The 19,391-nt window shown below is 64.3% G+C and carries 12 protein-coding genes; 6 read left to right on the forward strand and 6 right to left on the reverse strand.

The window, feature by feature from the left end; all coding sequences use genetic code 11:
- Positions 1-209: 209 nt before the first annotated feature.
- Positions 210-1,505, forward strand: a complete 1,296-nt coding sequence (locus K6T36_RS09485) for a tyrosine-type recombinase/integrase (RefSeq protein ID WP_222921065.1) — start codon at positions 210-212, stop codon at positions 1,503-1,505.
- A gap of 130 nt (positions 1,506-1,635) precedes the next feature.
- On the opposite strand, the gene K6T36_RS09490 is transcribed toward K6T36_RS09485, so the two are convergent.
- Positions 1,636-2,754: a hypothetical protein gene (locus tag K6T36_RS09490; RefSeq protein ID WP_222921066.1), complete on the reverse strand. Its 1,119-nt coding sequence runs from the start codon at positions 2,752-2,754 to the stop codon at positions 1,636-1,638.
- A gap of 865 nt (positions 2,755-3,619) precedes the next feature.
- Here K6T36_RS09490 and K6T36_RS09495 point away from each other — a divergent pair.
- From K6T36_RS09495 to K6T36_RS09505, 3 genes are all read left to right on the forward strand, one after another.
- A complete protein-coding gene (locus K6T36_RS09495; RefSeq protein ID WP_222921067.1) occupies positions 3,620-6,076 on the forward strand; it encodes a phage/plasmid primase, P4 family in 2,457 nt (818 codons plus the stop codon).
- A gap of 322 nt (positions 6,077-6,398) precedes the next feature.
- Positions 6,399-7,031: an HGGxSTG domain-containing protein gene (locus K6T36_RS09500; protein WP_222921068.1), complete on the forward strand. Its 633-nt coding sequence runs from the start codon at positions 6,399-6,401 to the stop codon at positions 7,029-7,031.
- A gap of 293 nt (positions 7,032-7,324) precedes the next feature.
- Entirely contained in the window at positions 7,325-8,338 is a 1,014-nt protein-coding gene (locus tag K6T36_RS09505; protein ID WP_222921069.1) for a hypothetical protein, read from the forward strand.
- Between the two features lie 15 nt (positions 8,339-8,353).
- Here the strand turns inward: K6T36_RS09505 and K6T36_RS09510 are convergent, their stop codons facing one another.
- The 5 genes from K6T36_RS09510 to K6T36_RS09530 form a co-directional block, all read right to left on the reverse strand.
- Positions 8,354-12,445, reverse strand: a complete 4,092-nt coding sequence (locus K6T36_RS09510; protein ID WP_222921070.1) for a DNA-directed DNA polymerase II large subunit — start codon at positions 12,443-12,445, stop codon at positions 8,354-8,356.
- 244 nt (positions 12,446-12,689) lie between these two features.
- On the reverse strand, positions 12,690-13,109 hold the full coding sequence (locus tag K6T36_RS09515) for a PPC domain-containing DNA-binding protein (RefSeq protein ID WP_222921071.1): 420 nt from the start codon (positions 13,107-13,109) through the stop codon (positions 12,690-12,692).
- A gap of 308 nt (positions 13,110-13,417) precedes the next feature.
- Entirely contained in the window at positions 13,418-14,716 is a 1,299-nt protein-coding gene (locus K6T36_RS09520; protein WP_222921072.1) for an O-acetylhomoserine aminocarboxypropyltransferase/cysteine synthase family protein, read from the reverse strand.
- Positions 14,717-14,811: 95 nt separating this feature from the next.
- Positions 14,812-16,101, reverse strand: coding sequence for a homoserine O-acetyltransferase MetX (metX, locus tag K6T36_RS09525; RefSeq protein WP_222921073.1), 1,290 nt, complete (start codon positions 16,099-16,101; stop codon positions 14,812-14,814).
- Complete coding sequence (locus tag K6T36_RS09530; protein ID WP_222921074.1) at positions 16,098-17,402, reverse strand: O-acetylhomoserine aminocarboxypropyltransferase/cysteine synthase family protein; 1,305 nt, start codon at positions 17,400-17,402, stop codon at positions 16,098-16,100. The genes metX and K6T36_RS09530 overlap by 4 nt, the downstream gene beginning before the upstream one ends.
- A 113-nt stretch (positions 17,403-17,515) precedes the next feature.
- Between K6T36_RS09530 and K6T36_RS09535 the strand changes: the two genes are divergently transcribed.
- Both K6T36_RS09535 and K6T36_RS09540 read left to right on the forward strand, forming a co-directional pair.
- A complete protein-coding gene (locus K6T36_RS09535) occupies positions 17,516-18,478 on the forward strand; it encodes an ABC transporter ATP-binding protein (protein WP_222921075.1) in 963 nt (320 codons plus the stop codon).
- Positions 18,475-19,326, forward strand: coding sequence for an ABC transporter permease subunit (locus K6T36_RS09540; RefSeq protein ID WP_222921076.1), 852 nt, complete (start codon positions 18,475-18,477; stop codon positions 19,324-19,326). Before K6T36_RS09535 ends, K6T36_RS09540 begins: the two co-directional genes overlap by 4 nt.
- Positions 19,327-19,391 lie beyond the last annotated feature (65 nt).

A 19,391-nucleotide genomic window follows, 5' to 3' on the forward strand; every position in this document is an offset into this window, starting at 1 on the left:
GCGATCGACGGCTCACTACGAGCGTTCTATGATACGAGATACTCACACGACGATCGCGTGACTGCGGTCCGAATCGGAGAAACAGATCGCGACGATCACATGAAGTCCGCGATGGATCCTTGTTTGTTCTTGTCGAACCCACCTATGACCTATGGCAATTCTCCGGAAGTTTCTAGGGTGTGGCGTGTGCAGAAAGGGGTAGGTCGGCCATGACCACCCCAAGAGAGAAATTCGAGCGGCGGAAGGAAACGTTTTCCGAGTATGTGGACTCGGGCGAGATCGACTCCGATACGGCCGAGGCGGTCCGAGAGTTGCTAAACGCCTACGACGATCACAACGTAATGACGCCGGCACCCGAGGGTGAAGGCACGCGCGAGCCGGGAACCCTCACGGCGTGGCTATACCGCCTAATGCAATTCTCCCGCGAGCGGAAGCTTGTCGAAGCGACGGCGGAGGATTTGAAGCATGACATTCAGTCGATGCACGACGGCGGACACCCGTTGGTTAAGGACGAAGGTATTCAGAAGTCCACGCTTCGGTCTTATCAGGCGGCGCTACGGAAGTTCTACGGCTACCACACGGATCTGAACGTGGAGCCGGGGGAGATCCCGATGTTCGACCAGAAGGACCCGCAGGTTGACCCGTCGGATATGCTCACCAAAGAGGAAATCCACGAGGCGCGGGAGGCGGCTGACAACCCGCGAGACAAACTTATCTTTCAACTGTTGCTCTACACCGGCCAGCGGCGCGAGGCTATCCGCACGCTTCGGTTGAAGGACGTGAACCCCCAAGCGGGCACCTACCGACTGAACCCCGAGGTGGACGGGCTCAAAGGCGCACAGGATCGGAACGGGAAGCGACCCCTGCTCGGTGCGAAGGCGGCTGTGCAAAACTGGTTGGAGTACCACCCTGATACGACCGATCCTGAGCACTACCTGATCACGGCACGCCCGAACTACAGCACCCCGGACCCGACGACGCCCGTTTCGGGAGAGACGATCCGGCGGTGCATGGAGAAAATCAAAGAGCGGACGGACATTGACAAGCCGATGCACCCCCACGCGATGCGGCACAACTTCGTGACTATCGCGGCGCGTGATTACGACCTCCCCCACGACACGATCAAATATCTGATCGGTCACGACGCCGCTTCACAGGTGATGGAAACCACCTATTCGCACCTATCCGGTGATGACCACGTGAAGCGTGCCGAGGAGGCGTTCGGGATTCGTGAACCCGAAGATGAATCCCCACTTACGCCGGACGTATGCGACGTGTGCGGAAACAACCTCGCGCCGAGTGCGAAGGCGTGTAGCCGGTGCGGAGCCGTGTTCACCCCGGACGCACAGAGCGCGCAGGAGTCGATTCAGAGCGACATGAAGGACTCTTACCGAGAGGTTGACCCCGAGGACGTGGACACGCAAGAGAAGATCGATGCGCTCGATGACCTACTTGACGACCCGGAAGTGAAGGCATTGCTGTATGAGAAGCTGTCTGATAAGTGAAGTGACCGTCTTAGATACCCGGTCGCACCCGCTATTTTGAAGAAGTGCTAGTGTATCTCGGGGAGCACGTAGGCTGCCATTTTGAATTTGAAGCAAACGGGCTAATATACGTCTCAATGGGCCAGCGTAGCTATTCGTTGGCATCTGAATCCTCTAACTCTTTGGCGACAGCTACCTCTTCTTCTCTTGTCGTATCGGAAAGCCCCAGTCCTTCTTCAAATAACCAATCCGCTATAATGTCTCCATAGGCCGTCGTTTGCCATTTATCGCCGTTAACGCGCTCTAGGAGAGGGTTTGCGGACCGGACTTTGTCATGCCCCCTTTCCCGACGCCCTGTTTTGCCGGCGAGATCATTGAGAATAGTCACAACGACGCTTCGGTCACCGAGTCTCTTGCCAGCGCGGACAAAGTCGTTTGTGTGAATTGGTTGCTCGTCTGTCTGCGTAGCGACGTATTCAAACACCTCTCGCCGCGATTGGCCCCGTCGCTTCGAATGCAAATTCTTCACGTCCTCCTCGATTTGCCGGCGAAGTTTAGCTCGTTCCTCTAGTGATTTCCGTTCAACAACTTCGAGAATGGAAGTCTCTGAAAGAGCACTTGTAGCGTCCCACGCTTCTTGCCGGCGGTTATCCCGACCGTCCAACAGTTCGAATTGAATTTGTTGAACGACGAATTTGGAAGAACAGAAGTCGTTGTTCTCCAATACTTCTTGGATATATTCACGGGCCTCCCGAGTATTCCGGTCCTTGTTTATATATCCGTCAAACCACTCCTCGGTCACCTTGACCTGCCGATCAAGTTGCTCAGTCGTCTTTTCTCGCGTGCGTTCAAGCAATTCGGTCCGGGCCTCCATCCCGGTCGACTTGGTCACGTGGTCATGTGGTGCACCGGAATCAAGCCCCTCAATCACGCCCGAAAGGAAATCCGAGTGGGAATCAAGAGTATTGTCGGTTAGGAGATTGGAGACTAGTTCCCCAATGAGTTCACCTAATCCGCGTGGGGAGCGGTCCGTCTTGATGCTAACATCGGGGTGGATGTTAACTGAAGTAACATCTTCCCACAGAGAGAGGAGGCGGTCATCCATTCTATCCGCTTTGTCCTGAACGCGGTTCCGGAGTTCGTGGTCCCGGTATGACGACTCTTCGGGCGCTGAACCGGTCTCTGCATACGCTTTCTCGTAGTTGATGAGGTGATATGGTTTCGAGGAGACCATATGTCTGAATCCTGTGGGGAACGTTCGTTCCCTCACTATTTCAATGTATCCTGTGCCATCATATAGAACTACAGAAGCGATGGGGACTCTTCCCCTGCGGGCCTACGCTCGGGAAAGCCGAGATGACCGTAAGGAGGAGATCCGACGCAAGCCTCGCGGTGTCGACGTGGACGCCCCTTGTGGGTGATCCACGCCAAGCCGCGGTCACAAAATCACGTCAAAGGCGATCCGGCGGGGGACCGTCGTTCTTGAGTCTCTGACGGCAGACAAGCGGGTATCAAACCCTAACACGGCAAGGTTCCCCAGTTGGGACCCTAGATGTATCGAACTCAGAGCCAGCCCCAGCGAAACACCCATGTCTACTGAACGCACGACAATCCAGATTCGCCCCGAGACTAGAGAGAAGTTGTTTGAGGAAAAGAACGGCCCTACGGACACCTACGACGACGTTGTCAATCGACTCCTCAAGGAGTGACGTATCGAGAACAACGCCCGTCGGTGGCACAAGTTCCTAAGCGAGTCCACCGATTCCGGGCGTCAGATCAACTGCGCGGGGAGGAACCCCCGCACCAGCGACTTTGCTTACTCGACCTAAATGAGTACCGCGACTAATCGGAGAAACGACGGAATCGAGCGAATCAACCACCATCGGGAAGAACTTGTGGCGCTTGCGGAGTCAGACTTAGCCTGTAGCCGGTTGGCAGCGGCGCTACTGGAGGTGTCTGACGGTGAGTAAAGGGATGGACGGGTGTGCTCCGTCTAATCGCACCTACGCAACCGAGTCACTAGACGCTTCCGGTGATTTCTGTGACGCCCCCTCGTGTTGGAGTAGGGCACGCAGGCAGATTGACGATGCGCGACTATGCCGGTGGCACGCAAAGCACTATATGGGGGTGTCCTCGTGAGCACATCCGCCCCCACCGACCTCACGGTCCCGTCAACCCTCAAAGAACGGGAGCAATGGATCTGCTGGCGTGAGGAGGAGCGCGACAGTCAAGACAAGCCGACAAAGGTACCAATCAACCCAACGGCCGGCGACTACGCCTCAGCTACCGATGCCGACACGTGGACGACGTTTGAGCAGGCACGCGAGGCACACGCCGGCGCGCGTGTCGACACGGACGGACTCGGATTCGTGTTCACCGATGACGACCTATTGGTTGGTGTTGACCTAGACGACGCCCGCGATCCCGAGTCGGGCAATCCGGAGTCGTGGGCCGAGGACATCATCGATCGGTTAGAGTCGTTCACCGAGGTATCCCCGTCCGGCACAGGGTACCACGTGTACCTTCACGGAATTCTCCCCGATGGTGGCAACCGTAAGGACGGCGTGGAAATATACGACCAGAGCCGATTCTTCACCGTCACGGGCGACCATGTGGACGGCACGCCGGCGACAGTCAACCAGCGGAACGATGCACTCCGCGAGGTGCACGCCGACTACGTCACAGGTGACGAGAGTGACGACAGTAGCCCCGAAGGCGACACGAAGCGACCGGGCGAACATGTGGATATTTCGGACCAGCAGTTGCTTGAGAAGGCGAAGAATGCCGAGTACGGAGACGAATTCACTCGGCTGTGGCGTGGTGATACGTCCGACTATGGGGGCGATCACAGTAAGGCGGACTACCACCTACTCCGGCACCTACTCTTCTGGACGGGCGGCGACAGGAGCCGCGCGGAACGCCTCTTCGGAAAGTCGGGTTTGACACGGCCGAAGTGGGAAGAGCGTGCCGACTACCGCGAGCGGACGCTTGACGCCGCCGAGGACGCTATCAGCAACTACTACGATCCCAACGCGAACACCGGCGGTCCGGAACACACCGACCCGCCGGAATGGGTCGAGAAGGACACAGCCGACACTCACGACTCTGTGGCCTCACTCACGCCGGCGAATGTGGTTGCACGCGCCGGGATAGCGAGCGACGACTACGACAGTCTCTCCGGTGCAATTGACGGACTCAGCGACCGGGAGAAAGCGGCGATTGTGTGGGATCTACTCACCGAGAGCAACGAGTACCACCTTCGCGTGCACCGAGAGACAGGCCGGCTGTATGCCTACGACGGCGGCGTGTGGCTACCCGAGGGGGAACGTACACTTCGCCACGCCGGCCGGCAAGCACTCGGGAGCACCAACTACGGCAAGAACGTAGTCACGGAATTGAAAGAGCAAGCACGGGCCGATCCAAGGGCCGAAGTGGACGGTGATACGCTGGGATCAGATCCCGGGGTTCTTGCCGTCGAAAACGGGTTGCTCAATCTTGAAGCGGCAGCGAACGGCGACGACGCGCTTCGACCACTTGAGCCGGAGGATTACGCCTTGACCCGCCTCCCCGTGACCTACGATCCAAATGCCACGGCCGAGGAATGGGAAGCGACAGTTCGTGAAGTGGTCGAATCAGAGAAATTGGATCTGTTTCAGGAGTATGTTGGATACACGCTCCACCGTGGAGCCATGCCCTACAACCGAGCGTTGCTTCTGGTTGGTGACGGTGCGAACGGCAAGAGCACCGTCTTGAATACCGTCCGAGCAATGCTCGGGGCCGACAACACGCGCTCGAAGGCGATCCATGACCTCTCAGAGCCGAACCACGTAGCTGACCTTCACGGTGCAATTGCGAACATCCACGCCGACCTATCCGAAGGCGCGCTATCCTCGAAGGGAGTTGCGCGATTCAAGGAGTTGACCGGCGGCGACACCGTGGAAGGGCGACGACTCTATGAAGAGTCGTTCACATTCGACCCAACGGCCAAGCACCTGTATGCGGCCAACAGTACGCCGGATGTGAGCAACTACGTAGATGCCGAGGATTCGGCGTGGTGGCGACGGTGGCTTGTCGTGCACTTCCCCCAGTACTTCCCACCACACGAACGCGATCCGGAGCTAGAAGATCGTCTGACTACTGACGAAAGCCTCTCCGGCGTGTTGAATTGGGCTATCGACGGGTGGGACCGATTGATAGAGCAGGGCGGATTCACGAACGCCGACCATACAGGTGAAACCCGCAAACGGTGGGTGACGTGGGGTGAGAACGTGGAGGCGTTCATTGAGAACCACGTCGAAAACGACCCGGACGCCGAGAATCTGTCCACGTCGGAAGCCTACGACGTATACAAGGCGTGGTGCCGTGAGAACGATGAAGATCCGATTGGCCGTCGGAAGTTCACGGCGACGCTTCGGGATGCTCCTGTGAATGTTGGCTACACAAAAAGTGTCCGTCCTCACGGAACAGGAACGCCGACGAACGGCTACAAGTCACTCGGGTTCTCCGGTGCCGTGCCGTCGCTTGAATCGGTCTTGTCCGAAGGCGACGGCGACGACGGAACGCGGAACACGGGAATTGGGGCCTACAACTGAATGACCGACCGCACACGGATTTCTGAACGTGTTGAACAGCTCTGCTCCTACGTGAGTGAAACACTCTTCGCGTCGCTTCTCGTGGCGATCTTGGTGGTAACAGGGAACGCGAACGGTACGATCGGGGTAGTCGTTATTGGTCTACTCTACACCGTCGATCTACCAACACTCCTCACAGTCATTTGCCGCGAAGCCCGCGAGGAGTGTTCACGCTCCCAGACGGTGTGTGACCCCGTGGAACCGTCCGAGAGACGGCCGGGTACTCGACAGTAGGAACGAACACTAAGCCCATGAAGGACGCCTATACAACCGACTTGGAAGTATGAGCACGCAGGAACCGAGCGATACGGGCGGCCGATACGCGGACACCTGCGGGGCGAGCAACCGGAACGGCGAGCCGTGTAAGCTTCCGGCCGGGTGGGGAACGCCCGGATCGCAAGGCGGCCGGTGTAAGTTCCACGGGGGCGCGTCGACGGGGCCGGCCGACACCGAGCACTTGGCGGAGAACGACTTTGCCGAGGGGAACGCCGGCGGTGGCGCTCCCGAACTAAACACGAACGCCGAGATCCACGGTGGGTTTGCTGATTGGCGAAAGGTGTACGACCGACTGGAGGGAGCCGACCGCGCTCGCGTTGACCGACTGATTGAATCCATGCGGGAGACGGCGATCGAGCACGCGCCGGAGGTATCGGCGGAACGCCGCGAGCGGTTGCTAAAAGAGAAAGCGACCCTGTCGGTGATGAACACCCGAGCGATGGCCGACACAATCGGAACACCGGAGGACCCGGTCGGCGGGGCGCGAGGGTTCGTGATTGAGGAGGACCGCGAGCACGCCGGCGAGCACTACACCGTTCACAAAGCGAACCCGGCACTCGGGGCGTCGACGGCGATCGCCGCCCGACAGCGGATGATCGCAGAGGAGTTGCGACTGTGGCCGGGGTTCCGCGAAGAGTAACGAGCGGCCGCCGGTGTTAACCCACGATTCAAATTTGTGGGGTATGTCGATACAGTTTGAGAATCTCTTTTGATCACACCGATATGTGTATCGGCGCTATCACGCAATGTCCTCGTTATTTTTTCGACTAATGTAGCCGATGTAGTACAGGGGTGAGTGAAAGTCGCATAGTAGTGGCGTGTGGATGATTTTGTATAAAGAAGAGTATCGCTCCCCCTCCCGCTACATCGGCTACACGAATTGTATCAGCACCCAGTAGATTTTTGCTTGCGGCTTTCTGCCTTTTCAGGCGTGTGAAACGTCGAAGAATAATTGCTGGGTTGTGTGTACTAGTTACCGGGTGTACTGGGCAGAATAGCTCAAACACTCAAACCGCTACTGCCAACACAAATACACCAACTGAAACACCATCTCCTACACCTACCAGTACCCCCTCACCAACCGCTTCACCGACTGAGGCAAGGCCAAACGAAGCTGAAGATGAAATTGACCGTGCGCGTGAATCTTTGTCGAAGGCGGTTGCTGCTTATAATGATGAAGTAGACACACTATACAGCCCCTCCCGGGACATTTCTTTCAGTACTTCATCAATCCAAACGCATCTTACTACAGCCGATTCTGCACTTGAATCCGCACGGACTCAAGCCACGGATGAGCAAACCAAACAGATCGACTTCCTCCGTGGTTACTATGAGTTTGTCAATACGTTGTTGGCTGTCCTGAATGATCATGCCGCAGCGACAGGGAGTTTTGAAACTGGCAGAAGTCAGTTTTCAAACGGTCAATACCAAACTGCTATCGGGACATTTCGGACAAGTAAAGACCATCTCCAGAGTGCCCTTGACGGCGTAGCAACCGCGAAAGAGAAATTAGGAGAACTTGAGGACGCTTCGTTGGAAGGCAGCGAAATAGGCTATTCAGAGGCATTATCGGCGCTAAACTCTCTGACCTCGTGGTTCGGGACGATGGATGTGTTACTAACAGGATATGAATCCCATTCTCTAGGAATGTCACGATTCAACCGAGCAGGTGAAATATACAATGAGGGATTCTATGATAGCGCGAAAGGCACGTTTTCAGATGCGATCGAGTACCTGAATACAGCGGCCGAATCATATCCTTCGCCAGAAGATACAGATGTTCAGTCACGGATCGTCTACTACAATTACTTGGAGTGTCGGACAAATAATGACTTGTCTGCTGCAAAGGAAATGAAAAAAGCCTGTGTAGAAATGCAGAATGGAAATAAGAAAAAAGCGAATGAATTAGTCGGCTCTGCGAACGAACATCTGCTAGCTGATTGTTAAGAAGACGGCTCTCTTTCACATAAAATCAGCAATGGTCGAGGGCCTGTTCTTGTCGTTCTCGAACACCGACTCCAGCGAGCGTTCGAGGATCTCCAGGCGCTGGATGGTGTACTCGCGGCAGCCGAACTCCTTGGCGACCCGAAGCGCCACGTCCATGTACTTGTTCACGGAGCCGCGGTGGACGGTGAGCGTCATGTCGCCGCCGCACTCGCGACAGTCGCCGGTGAGCGGCATCCGGCGGTACTTCTCCCCGCAGTCGAGGCACCTGGTCTCCTGGCGGGAGAACGCCCGGAGGTTCCCGATCAGGTCGGGGAGGAAGTGGTACTCGATGACGCGCTCGGCCACGTCCGTCTCGTCGACCGCGCGGAGCTTGCGCGCCAGCTCCAGCTGCGCGTCCATCTTGTCCATCATCGACCCGAGCGTCTTGTACGCCGAGAGGTCGGGCCCGAGCGCGATGTCGCTCGTGTCGTGGGTGTGGTCGAACCCGCGGTACTCGTCGTCGGTGCCGAGGGTGTCCTCGCCCAGTTGGATCAGGTCCTCGACCTCCTCGGGGTCGGCCATCTCGAGGCTCGCCTCGTAGAACTCGCGGGGGTACTGCCGGACGATGTCCATGTTGTGCGCCTCGTCGTCGATCTCCGAGGGGTCGATCCGCGAGGACATCACCAGCGGGGCGTCCATCTGTCCGCCACGCTGGTCCGGGAGGAACGCCTTGCTGAAGTTGAGCAGGCCGTCCATGAGGAGCATGACGCAGTCCTCGTCGCCGTCGCACTGGGCGACGTGCATGCCGTTCGCGACGAGCGTGTGCGTGTCCTCGACGGTGAGACAGTACGTGTAGTCGAGGTCGGACTCGACGTAGCCGACGGATGCGACCTCGTCGACGGTTCTCCCCCCGTCGGCGTGAGCTTCCGGAGTAGAGGCCGGCGCGTCGGGTCGAGTCTCGGGGAGTTCTGTCGGAAGCGAGAGTTCGTCGCCGACGGCGAGTTCGGTCGCTTCGACCTTCTTCACCCCCCCGTCCCACCGACAGAGCCGGTGATCCGGCGTCACCGTGATCTCCCGTCCGCTTCGCGTTTCCACACGGACCATGTGGTCGGGCGCGACGTGCTTCGACACCGCTTCGACCGGCTTCACCACTTCCTCGCCCTCCTCCGTCACCGACGGAACGAACACGTCGCCGTCGAGCTGCGAGACGAGCGTCCCGAAGTCGTCCTCGTCGGGGTCTTCCAGTCGGTCCTCGACGAACTCGTCGATCCGGCCGTGGTGCCACTCCTCCGCCTCGTCGCGGTACCAGAGCTTCGTCTCCGGGTGGAAGCAGTTCCGTCTCTTCGCCGCGTGGAAGTACGGATGCGCGTACCCCACCGCCGCACTCGTGAACCCGATCACTCGGCCGACCACGGCGGCGCTGGTGTGGGGCGCCATCCCGAACACCAACTCGCCCACGAGGTCGTCGCGCTCGTTCACCTCGTAGAACGGGTCCAGGCCGTAGAAGTCCGTGAGGAGTTCGTCGACGAAGTCCGCCGTCTTCATCATGTGCTCGGCGGCGCCGTCCGAGAGGACGATGTCCTGCACCTTCAGCTCGACGAGCTGGTCGTCGTGGATCAGCGGCTCGCCGTCGATGTCGGTCTCGTAGCCCAGCTCCCGGAAGTGGTCGACGGTCACGTCGAGCTCCTCGGGGCGGACCGACGTGACCGGGAGGTCGGTCATGTCGTAGCGGACGGTGCCGTCCTTGAACGACGTGACGCCGTGTTTCGCGCGGAAGACGCCCTTCTCGATGGGCTCTGGCGTCTTGTCCGAGGAGGACAGCCCCTTGACGCCCTTCAGGATCTCGAAGCTCGCCTCGCGCTCGTCGGTCCGCTCCAGCGCCGACCAGTACTCGTCGTTGAGGTCGATCGTGTGCCAGTCGGGGCTCTCGACCTCGCGCTCGCAGCGCGGGCACTCGACGCGTCCGGACTCGTCCGGTTCACAGACCGTCCCGCACTCGTCGCACTCGTAGTACGGCTCCGTGTGGCCGGCACACGCCGGACACTGGGGTTTGAACGTGTGCTCCCCGCAGTCGGGACACTCGCGCTCGCCGACGAGCACGTCGTAGACGCCCTTCCCCTTGTCCGTGCGGTTGCGGGCGGCCTCGCCCACGGAGCGCTGGCTGCCGCCCAGTTCCGTGATCGGAAAGAGGGTGTGGACCGCCGGCGAGAGGTCGCGGCTCTCGGACTTCTCCGGGCGCCCCATCCGGTTGCCGATCCGGGTCGGCGCGCGCTCGCGCACCTCGAAGTCGACGACCTCGTTGACCGCGCGGACGGCGTTGTCCCCCTCGTCCCACTCCTCGGCCTCCGCCGACAGCTCCGCCCGCTCCCACTCGCGACGCAGGCCGTCGGTGACCCCGAGCTGCCGGAGCAGGGGTCGGAAGTCGGGGATCCGCAGTGCGTCCTCGGTCTGGGTGTGCTCGACGAGCAGCTTCTCCAGCGCGCGGCGGACGGTGTCGGTGTGCTCGACGACGAGCAGGTCGCCAGTCACCTCGCCGGCGGCCGCGGCGTCGGCGAGCGCGTCGTACTCGTCGACGGAGATGTCGTGCCAGCAGTACGTGTAGGCGGGGTGCAGCGGCGCGTCGAACTCCGCGACCCACGCGAGCGCCTGCTCGGCGTCCGGGTCGTCGAGGTCGATCGTGAGGTCGTCCTCCAGCGCCTGGAGGTCGGCGCCCGCGGCCGCGAGGTCCTGCTCCCACCACTCGCGGACGTACGAGGCGGGCACGAGCGGGTGGTTGTTCTCGACGAACTCGCCGAAGTTGACGAGGTACTCGCCCAGGTCGAGCACCTCCTCGACGCCGTTGCGGACCTCCTTGGCCTCCGCGGGGTCGTCGATGCGGCGCACGTCGCCGTTCGCCAGCCTGACGGTCGGCCCGTCGATGGAGTCGACGGGGATGACGCCGCCGGCCTTCCCGGGGCGCTCCGTCTTGATCTGGGTGCCGGTGGCGAGGAAGTCGTCGACGATGTGCATCGTCGCGGGGTGGACGCCCGCGGTCGCGAAGCCGTGGTTGCGCGCGCGGCCGTACCGCAGGCGGAAGCCGCCCGCCTCGGAGGGGTGGCCGAAGACGGGCCGGCCGGCGATGAGGTCGCGGAGGAACTTCTGTGAGGGGTCGGCCCGCGTCGGCCCCGTCGGGGCGTCCGCCTCCTCCTGCTCGGCCGATTCTTTCCCCTCGATCTCCGCGTCCTCGTGCGTCTCGTTCTCGGAGCCGTCGCCGTCGTCCCCGTCGTCCGCCTCCTCGTCGTCCGTGTCGTCGTAGGTACCGTCGATGAGGTCCTGGAGCCACGGCCAGTCGACCTCGTCGAGCTGGCGGGTGTAGCGCTGGATCTTCGGGGCCTTGAGCGCGATCCCCTCCGCGAGCACGAGACACATCCCCCCGCGGGCGTTGTTGGTGTCGACGCGCTCCAGATCCCTGAAGCCGGAGACCTCCTCGTCGCCGGTGGCCTCCCCGTCGAGCATGATCGGCATGTGCTCGGCGATGAACTTCGTCTCCGTGTCCTTGGGCGTGTACTGGAGGCCCGTCTCCTTGTCGTAGAGGCCGATCTCCTCGGCGTAGCGCTCGATCTCGTCGTCGCGGGCGCGGTACTCGTCGATGCCGAGCAGCGCGCGGGCGTAGTCGCCCACGAGTACCGACAGCGCCTGCGCGGTCCCGCCCGCCGAGCGGATCGGCCCGGCGTAGTAGACGTTGATGAACTCGGTGCCGTCGTCGTTCTCCAGGATCTCGACGCGGTCGATCCCCTCGATTGGCGCCGCGACGACGCCCTCGGTGAGCAGGGCGACCGCCGTCCGAACCGCCCCCTCGATCTTGCCCGCCCGCGAGTCGAAGTCGCCAACGGTGCCCTCGACGAAGTCGGTGACCAGCTCCAGCGCCGCCTCCTCGCGGGACATCTCCCCCTCCAGTTCGCGGACGCGCTCGGCGACGCCCGGGATGCCGAGGATGTTCTCGACGCGGTCGGCCATGTCGCGGGCGACCGGGATCTCGATCTCCGTTTCGGGGTCCTTCCCCTGCGCCTTCGCCGCCTCCGCGCGCTCGAACGCCTCGTCGAGCCTGTCCTCGATCCGTGTGAAGTAGCGCTCGTCGTCCGGTCTCATGTCGTCGCCTCCGTCGCTCGCCCGCTCGTCCCGTCGGCCGGCTCTCCGACCGTCCCGAACCGCGGTCGCGTCGTCGGTGACGACCCCGGAGCCGGCGTCACGGCGGCGACGAACGCGCCGCCTCGGCTCGCGTGTCGGGGTCGTCGATGCACGTCACATTTCTGTGCGGGGGAGGGTGATAAGCGATTCGCGTCCCCCGCGGCCGCCCGCCGGCTCCGCTCGGGCGGCGCCCGCCGGCGGTTCCCTACAGCCAGAGATCCAGGTCCGTGACCTCGTCGTGTTCGCGCTCCAGCGGCTCCTCGAACGCGCGGAGGTACACCTCGCCCGCGAACACGGTGCCCCCGTCGAGATGCCCCGCGAGCGCCTGCCCGCTGCGGCGCGAGAGCACGGCGTGGGTGTGGGCGAAGCGGTCGCCCTCCAGCAGCGCGATGTTCCCGACGCAGGCGGCGACCTCCAGCGGCTCGTCGAACGTCACCGACTGATACTCCGTGTCCTCCTGGTCGTAGAACCACACCTCGGCGTCCTGGACGGCGCCCATGGCGTTGAACCACGCCGCGTCCGCCCCGACCTCGTCGGCGAGGGATTCGATCTCCTCGCGCCAGTCGGCGCCGTTGTCCAGGCTCGCCATGTACTCGCCGGTGACCTCGACTTCCCGGTAGTTCATATCCGACGCGTCGGCCGACCGGGAGTAAAACGTTGCCGCCGCGGTAGGATGGGCGAGCGCAGCGAGCACGAACGTGGCGACGTCCCGGCCCGCGGTCGGCGCCGCGGGCGACCGGGCCCAGCGCGTCGCCGCCGCGACCGAACCTTCACATACGAAGCCGGGACCAGAACCGCCGATGCGACGCTGAGAACTGCCGCCGACGGCGAGGCGGGTGCGCGGTCCGACCGTCGGCGTGCGGACGTGTCCCGATCGATCGCGGCGTCGATCGGGGCACACAGGCCGCCTGTCAGCCCCTTTTTGAGTCGTTGCTACCGCGTCGCCGCGTCGATCGCGCGGTCGAGGTCGGCGACGATGTCCTCGGGGTTCTCGACGCCGACCGACAGCCGGACCATGTCGCCGGTGACGCCCGCGGCCAGTTGCTCCTCCTCGGTGAGCTGCTGGTGGGTCGTCGAGGCTGGATGGATCACCAGCGTCTTCGCGTCGCCGACGTTCGCCAGCAGCGACGCCAACTCCGTGTTCTCGACGGTGCCGCGGGCGGCGTCGTACCCACCCGTGAGGCCGAAGGTGATCATCCCGCCGTAGCCGCCGTCGAGGTACTCCGACGCCTCGGCGTGTGTCTCGTGGTCCGGGAGCCCCGGATACGTCACCCAATCGACGGCGGGGTGGTCCGCGAGGTGTTCGGCGACGTGCTGGGCGTTTGCGCAGTGGCGTTCCATCCGCATCGGGAGCGACTCCAGCTTCTGCATCGTCGCCCACGCGTCGAACGGGGACTGTGCGCTCCCCAGATCCCGGAGTCCGCGCGCGATCCCGGCGTAGGTGAGCGCCGCCTCCCCGAACCGCTCGGCGAAGTTGACGCCGTGATAGGCGGGGTTGTCCGCGCCCAATTCGGGGAACCGGTCGGCGTGCTCGCCCCACGGGAACGAGCCGCCGTCGACGAGGGCGCCGCCGACGGTGGAGCCCGAGCCGTGGATCCACTTCGTCGTCGACTCCCACACGAGGTCGGCACCGTGTTCGAGCGGCCGGCAGAGGTACGGCGTCGCGAACGTGTTGTCGACGAACAGCGGCGTGTCGTGCTCGTGGGCGATGTCGGCGATCCGCTCGATGTCTGGCGTCACGAGCGCCGGGTTGCCGATCGTCTCCAGGTGGACGAACGCGGTGTCGTCGTCGATCGCCTCCGCGTAGGCGTCGTAGTCGAGCGTGTCGACGAAGCGCGTCTCGACCCCTCGCCGCTCCACCGTGTGTGTGAGGTAGGTGTACGTGCCGCCGTACAGCGACGAGGACGAGACGATGTTGTCGCCGGCCGACGCCAGCAGGAAGGTTGCGAGGTCGAAGGAGGCCATCCCCGAACTGGTCGGCACCGCGCCGACGCCGCCCTCCAGCGACGCGAGCCGCTCGCCCAGCCGCGCGACCGTCGGGTTGAGCAGTCGGCTGTAGATGTACCCTTCCTCCTCCAGCGCGAACAGCCGCGCCGCGTGGTCGGCGTCGTCGAACACGTAGGAGGTGGTCTGGTGGATCGGCGGGGCTCGCGCGCCCGTCGCCGGATCGGGCGCTGCACCCTCGTGGACGCTCCGCGTCCAGAATCCGTGATTTGGGTCGTCTCCGGACATCTCGTGTACCATCGGAACCGACCGTGATAACGGCTCACACCGCCCGGAGTTTCGCCGGTGTCGCTGACGCCCCCGAACGTGTTCCCCGAGCGTCCTCACCCGGGGAACAGGCTCGCGTGGACCGGCGCACGGTCGGGGCCGCCGGAGTGGCTCCCCGAGCCGTCGCTCTCGTCGCGCGCGTCTCCCTCGTCGCGGACGGCGCGCCCGTCGACGCCGTCGGCGAGGAAGTCGCGCAGCGGCGGTCCCACCGACTCCGGCTCGACGAGGAACGCGTCGTGGCCGTGGTCCGACTCCACGACGTGGTGTGCCGTCGGCACGTCCACGTCGCGGGCGGCGTCCGCGAGCGCGCGCGACTGCTCGGCGGTGAAGTGCCAGTCGCCGGTGAACGACAGCGCGAGCACCTCGCCCTCGAACGCCGCCAGCGCCTCGGCGTCGGAGCCGTAGCCGGCCGCGAGGTCGTACTCGTCCATCGCCCGCGTGAGATAGAGGTAGCTGTTGGCGTCGAACCGCGAGGTGAACGAGTCGGCGTTGTAATCGAGGTACGACTCAACCTCGCGGTACGGGAAGAACCGATCCGTCGGGTCGGCGGGCGCGTCGCCGAAGGCGCCCCGGCCGGCGGCGCGGCGGCCGAACTTCCGGCCCATCGACGCCTTCGAGAGGTACATCACGTGGCCGATGCGGCGCGCCTGCGCGAGTCCGTCGTCGGGGTTCGGCCGGTCGGCGCCGTAGTAGTCGCCGCCGTTCCAGTTCGGGTCGGTGGTGATGGCGCGGCGCGCGATGGCGTCTAGCGAGAGGCACTGGGTGTCCAGCCGAGCGGCCGTCGCGACGGCGGCAACGCGGCGCACGTCGTCGGGGAAGCGCTTCGCCCAGTCGAGGGCGTTCATCCCGCCGACACTGCCGCCGACGACGGCGTGCAGGCGGCCGACGCCGAGGCGGTCGAGGAGCCGTCGCTGCGCGCGCGTCCAGTCGCCGACGGTGACGGGCGGGAAGTCGGTCCCCCACGGCTCGCCGTCCGGCCCCTCCGCGGGCGGGCCCGAGGAGCCGTAACAGGAGCCGGGGACGTTCACACAGACGACGTAGTACTCGGTCGTGTCGATGGCCTTGCCCGGCCCGACCACGTCGTCCCACCACGCGCGGGCCTGGCCCGCGGTCTGGACGCCGGTTCCCGTGTCCGCGTCGCCGGCGTCGCTCCCGTCGACCGCGTCGGCGTCGTGATCCTCGCTTCGGGGGGCGTTCGAGACGTGCTGGCTTCCGGTGAGCGCGTGACACACCAGGACAGCGTTGTCCCCGTCGAACTCGCCGTACGTCTCGTACGCGAGCCGGAGGTCGCCGACGGACTCGCCGCACTCGAACCGGAACTCGCCGACGGACTCGACGGCCGTCATCGCGTCGCCTCCGCGATAGCCCGATCCAGATCCGCGACGATGTCGTCGGGGTCCTCGATGCCGACGGAGAGGCGCAGGAGGTCCGGGCTCACGCCCGCGGCCCGCTGTTCCTCCTCGGAGAGCTGCGCGTGGGTCGTGCTCGCCGGGTGGATGATCAGCGAGCGCGCGTCACCGATGTTCGCGAGGAACGAGACCAACTCCACCTCTTCACACACGCCCTTACCGGCGGTAAAGCCGTCCTCCAGCCCGAACACGACCATTCCGCCGAAACCGTCGAGGTACTCGGCGGCGGCGTCGTGCGTCGGGTGACCCTCGAATCCGGGGTAGGTGACCCACGCCACCTCGGGGTGGTCGCGGAGGTGTTCGGCGACGATCCGGGCGTTCTCGCAGTGCTTCTCCATCCGGATCGGCAGGGTGGCGAGCCCCTGGAGCGTCTGCCAGGCGTCGAAGGGCGACTGGGGGTTTCCGAGCGTGCGCACCCCGCGGTGGCGCGCCACCTGCGCGAACGCGCGCTCGCCGAACCGCTCGGCGAAGTCGACGTCGAAGGCGGGGTTCTCGCCGGACAGCTCGGGGTAGTCGGCGTCCGGGTGGTCCCACGGGAAGGTGCCGCCGTCGACGAGTACGCCCCCGACGGTGGTGCCCGACCCGTGGATCCACTTGGTCGTGGAGTTCCAGACGATGTCGGCGCCGTGGTCGATGGGGTTGCACAGCGCCGGCGTCCCGAACGTGTTGTCGACCACGAGCGGGACCGCGTGTTCGTGGGCGATGTCGGCGACGCGCTCGAAATCGGGCGTGACGAGCGACGGGTTCGCCAGCGTCTCGACGTGGACGAACGCGGTGTCCTCGTCGACGGCGTCCTCGTAGGCCGCGTAATCGGTGGTTTCGACCGTCCGGAGGTCGACGCCGCGGCGGGAAGCCATGTGCGCGAGGTAGGTGCTCGTGCCGCCGTACATGTCGACGCTGGCGACGACGTTGTCGCCGGCACGCGCGAGGAGGCTCGTCGCGGTGTCGATGGCGGCCATCCCGGAGGCGGTGGCGACGGCGTCGACGCCGCCCTCCAGGTCGGCGAGGCGCTTCTCCAGCACCCGCGTCGTGGGGTTGGAGATGCGGGTGTACACGTCGCCCTCGCGGTCGAGGGCGTACAGATCGGCGGCGGTGTCGGCGTCGGGGAACGCGTAGGAGGTCGTCTGATAGATGGGCGGCGCTCGCGCGCCGGTCGCCGGGTCGCCCGTCCAGCCGGTGTGGAGCGCGCGCGTCCGCGCGTCCCACTCCCCAGTCGGCGCGTCGGCGTCGTCGGTCATGTACTACGGGCATATTCCTTCACACGGATATGCACGCGAGTTACGGCAACGTCTGCCGACTGACGGACGGACTCCCAAAGCCTAAAGCGGAGACCGCGGGAAGCGGGCGGTATATGGCCGCCATCGAGTTGGAGGGCGTCACGAAGCGGTACGGCGACGTAACGGCCGTCCGCGACCTCGACCTCACGGTCGAGGAGGGCGAAGTGTTCGGCTTCCTCGGCCCCAACGGGGCGGGCAAGTCGACGACGATCAACATGCTCCTCGATTTCGTGCGCCCCACGACCGGTACCGTCAGGGTGCTCTCGCGGGACGCACAGGCGGAGTCGGTGGAGGTGCGCCGGAACACCGGCGTCCTGCCCGAGGGGTACGACGTGTACGAGCGCCTCACCGGCCGCCAGCACGTCGAGTTCGCGATGCGCTCGAAGGAACTCGACGGCGACGTGGACGCGGTGTTGGAGCGCGTGGGTATCGCCGACGCCGCCGACCGCCGCGCGGGCGGCTACTCCAAGGGGATGCGCCAGCGGCTCGTCCTCGGGATGGCACTCGTCGGCGAGCCCGACATCCTCATTCTCGACGAGCCGTCCTCCGGGCTGGACCCCGCGGGCGCCAAGGAGATGCGCGAGATCGTGCGCGACGAGGCCGAGCGCGGCGCGACGGTGTTCTTCTCCAGCCACGTGCTCGGGCAGGTCGAGGCGGTGTGTGACCGCGTCGGCATCATGCGCGAGGGCGAACTCGTCGCCGAGGACTCCATCGAGGGCCTCAGGGAGGCCGTCGGCGGCGAGGAACAGCTGGTCGTCACCGTCGACGCAGCCAGCGAGGAGGACGTCGAGGCGGTGCGGGCGCTGGCGGGCGTCTCCTCGGCCGCGACCGACGGCGGGACGGTCACGGTGTCGTGCTCCAGCGACGCGAAGACGGAGGTCATCGGCGCCCTGGAGGACGCCGGCGTGACGGTGAAGGACTTCACCACCCAGGAGGCGAGCCTGGAGGACCTCTTCCTCACCTACGCCGAGGGCGACGGCGCTGGGGCGGGGAACGGCGGCGACACGACGGCGACGAGCACGGAGGTGGCCGAATGAGCCTGGAGGCCGTCGCGCGCAAGGACTTCCAGGACGCCGTGCGCTCGCGGTGGCTGCTGGGACTGACGGCGTTCTTCGTCCTGCTGGTCTCGGTGGTCGTCTACCTCGTCCGCCCGGGCGAGGGACAGACGCTCTCGACGAGCGCGCTGCTCGGCTCGGTGTTCATCCGGGACGCGCTCGTCACGACGCTCATCCCGCTCATCGCGCTGGTCGTCTCGTACAACGCGGTCGTCGGCGAGCGCGAGACGGGGTCGCTGAAGCTGCTGCTCGCGCTGCCGCACTCGCGGTCGGACGTGGTGTTCGGGAAGGTGGCCGGCCGCGCGGGCGCCATCGCGGTGCCCGTGTCGGTCGGGTTCCTGCTGCCCGCGCTGGTGGCGGCGATCGGACCGCTGTCGCTTCGGCCGTTCACGTTCCTCGGGTACATCCTGTTGACACTGCTGCTGTCGGCGGCGTTCGTCGCCATCGCGGTCGGGTTTTCGTCTGCGGTGTCGTCGAACCGCCTGGCGATCGGCGGCGCGGTCGGGCTGTACTTCCTGTTCGTCCCGCTGTGGGGCGCCATCCAGTTCCCGCTGCGGCTGTATCTGGGGATGGGTGGTGGCCCGAGCTGGCTCCCGATCTCGGGGTCGTCGCTGCTGGAGCTGCTCCGCCTGGTCAACCCCACCGGCTCGTTCAAGATCGTCTCCGGCGAGTTCGTGAGCGGCACCCTGTTCGCGGCCGGGCAGGCGGGGTCGCAGGCGGCCGGGCAGTACGCGACGAACACGGAGATGGCGGCGTTCGCCATGCTCGTTGCGTGGTTGCTCGTGCCGCCGCTGCTGGGGCTGTGGCGGTTCGAGGGCGCCGATCTGTAGTCGAGTTCGATCGACCTGTATTCGTTTTCGTGGTTCCGGCTGTTTTCGTCGTTTTCGTCGTTCTC

Origin of the sequence: Halobaculum roseum (assembly GCF_019880245.1) — an archaeon.
GTDB lineage: Archaea > Halobacteriota > Halobacteria > Halobacteriales > Haloferacaceae > Halobaculum > Halobaculum roseum.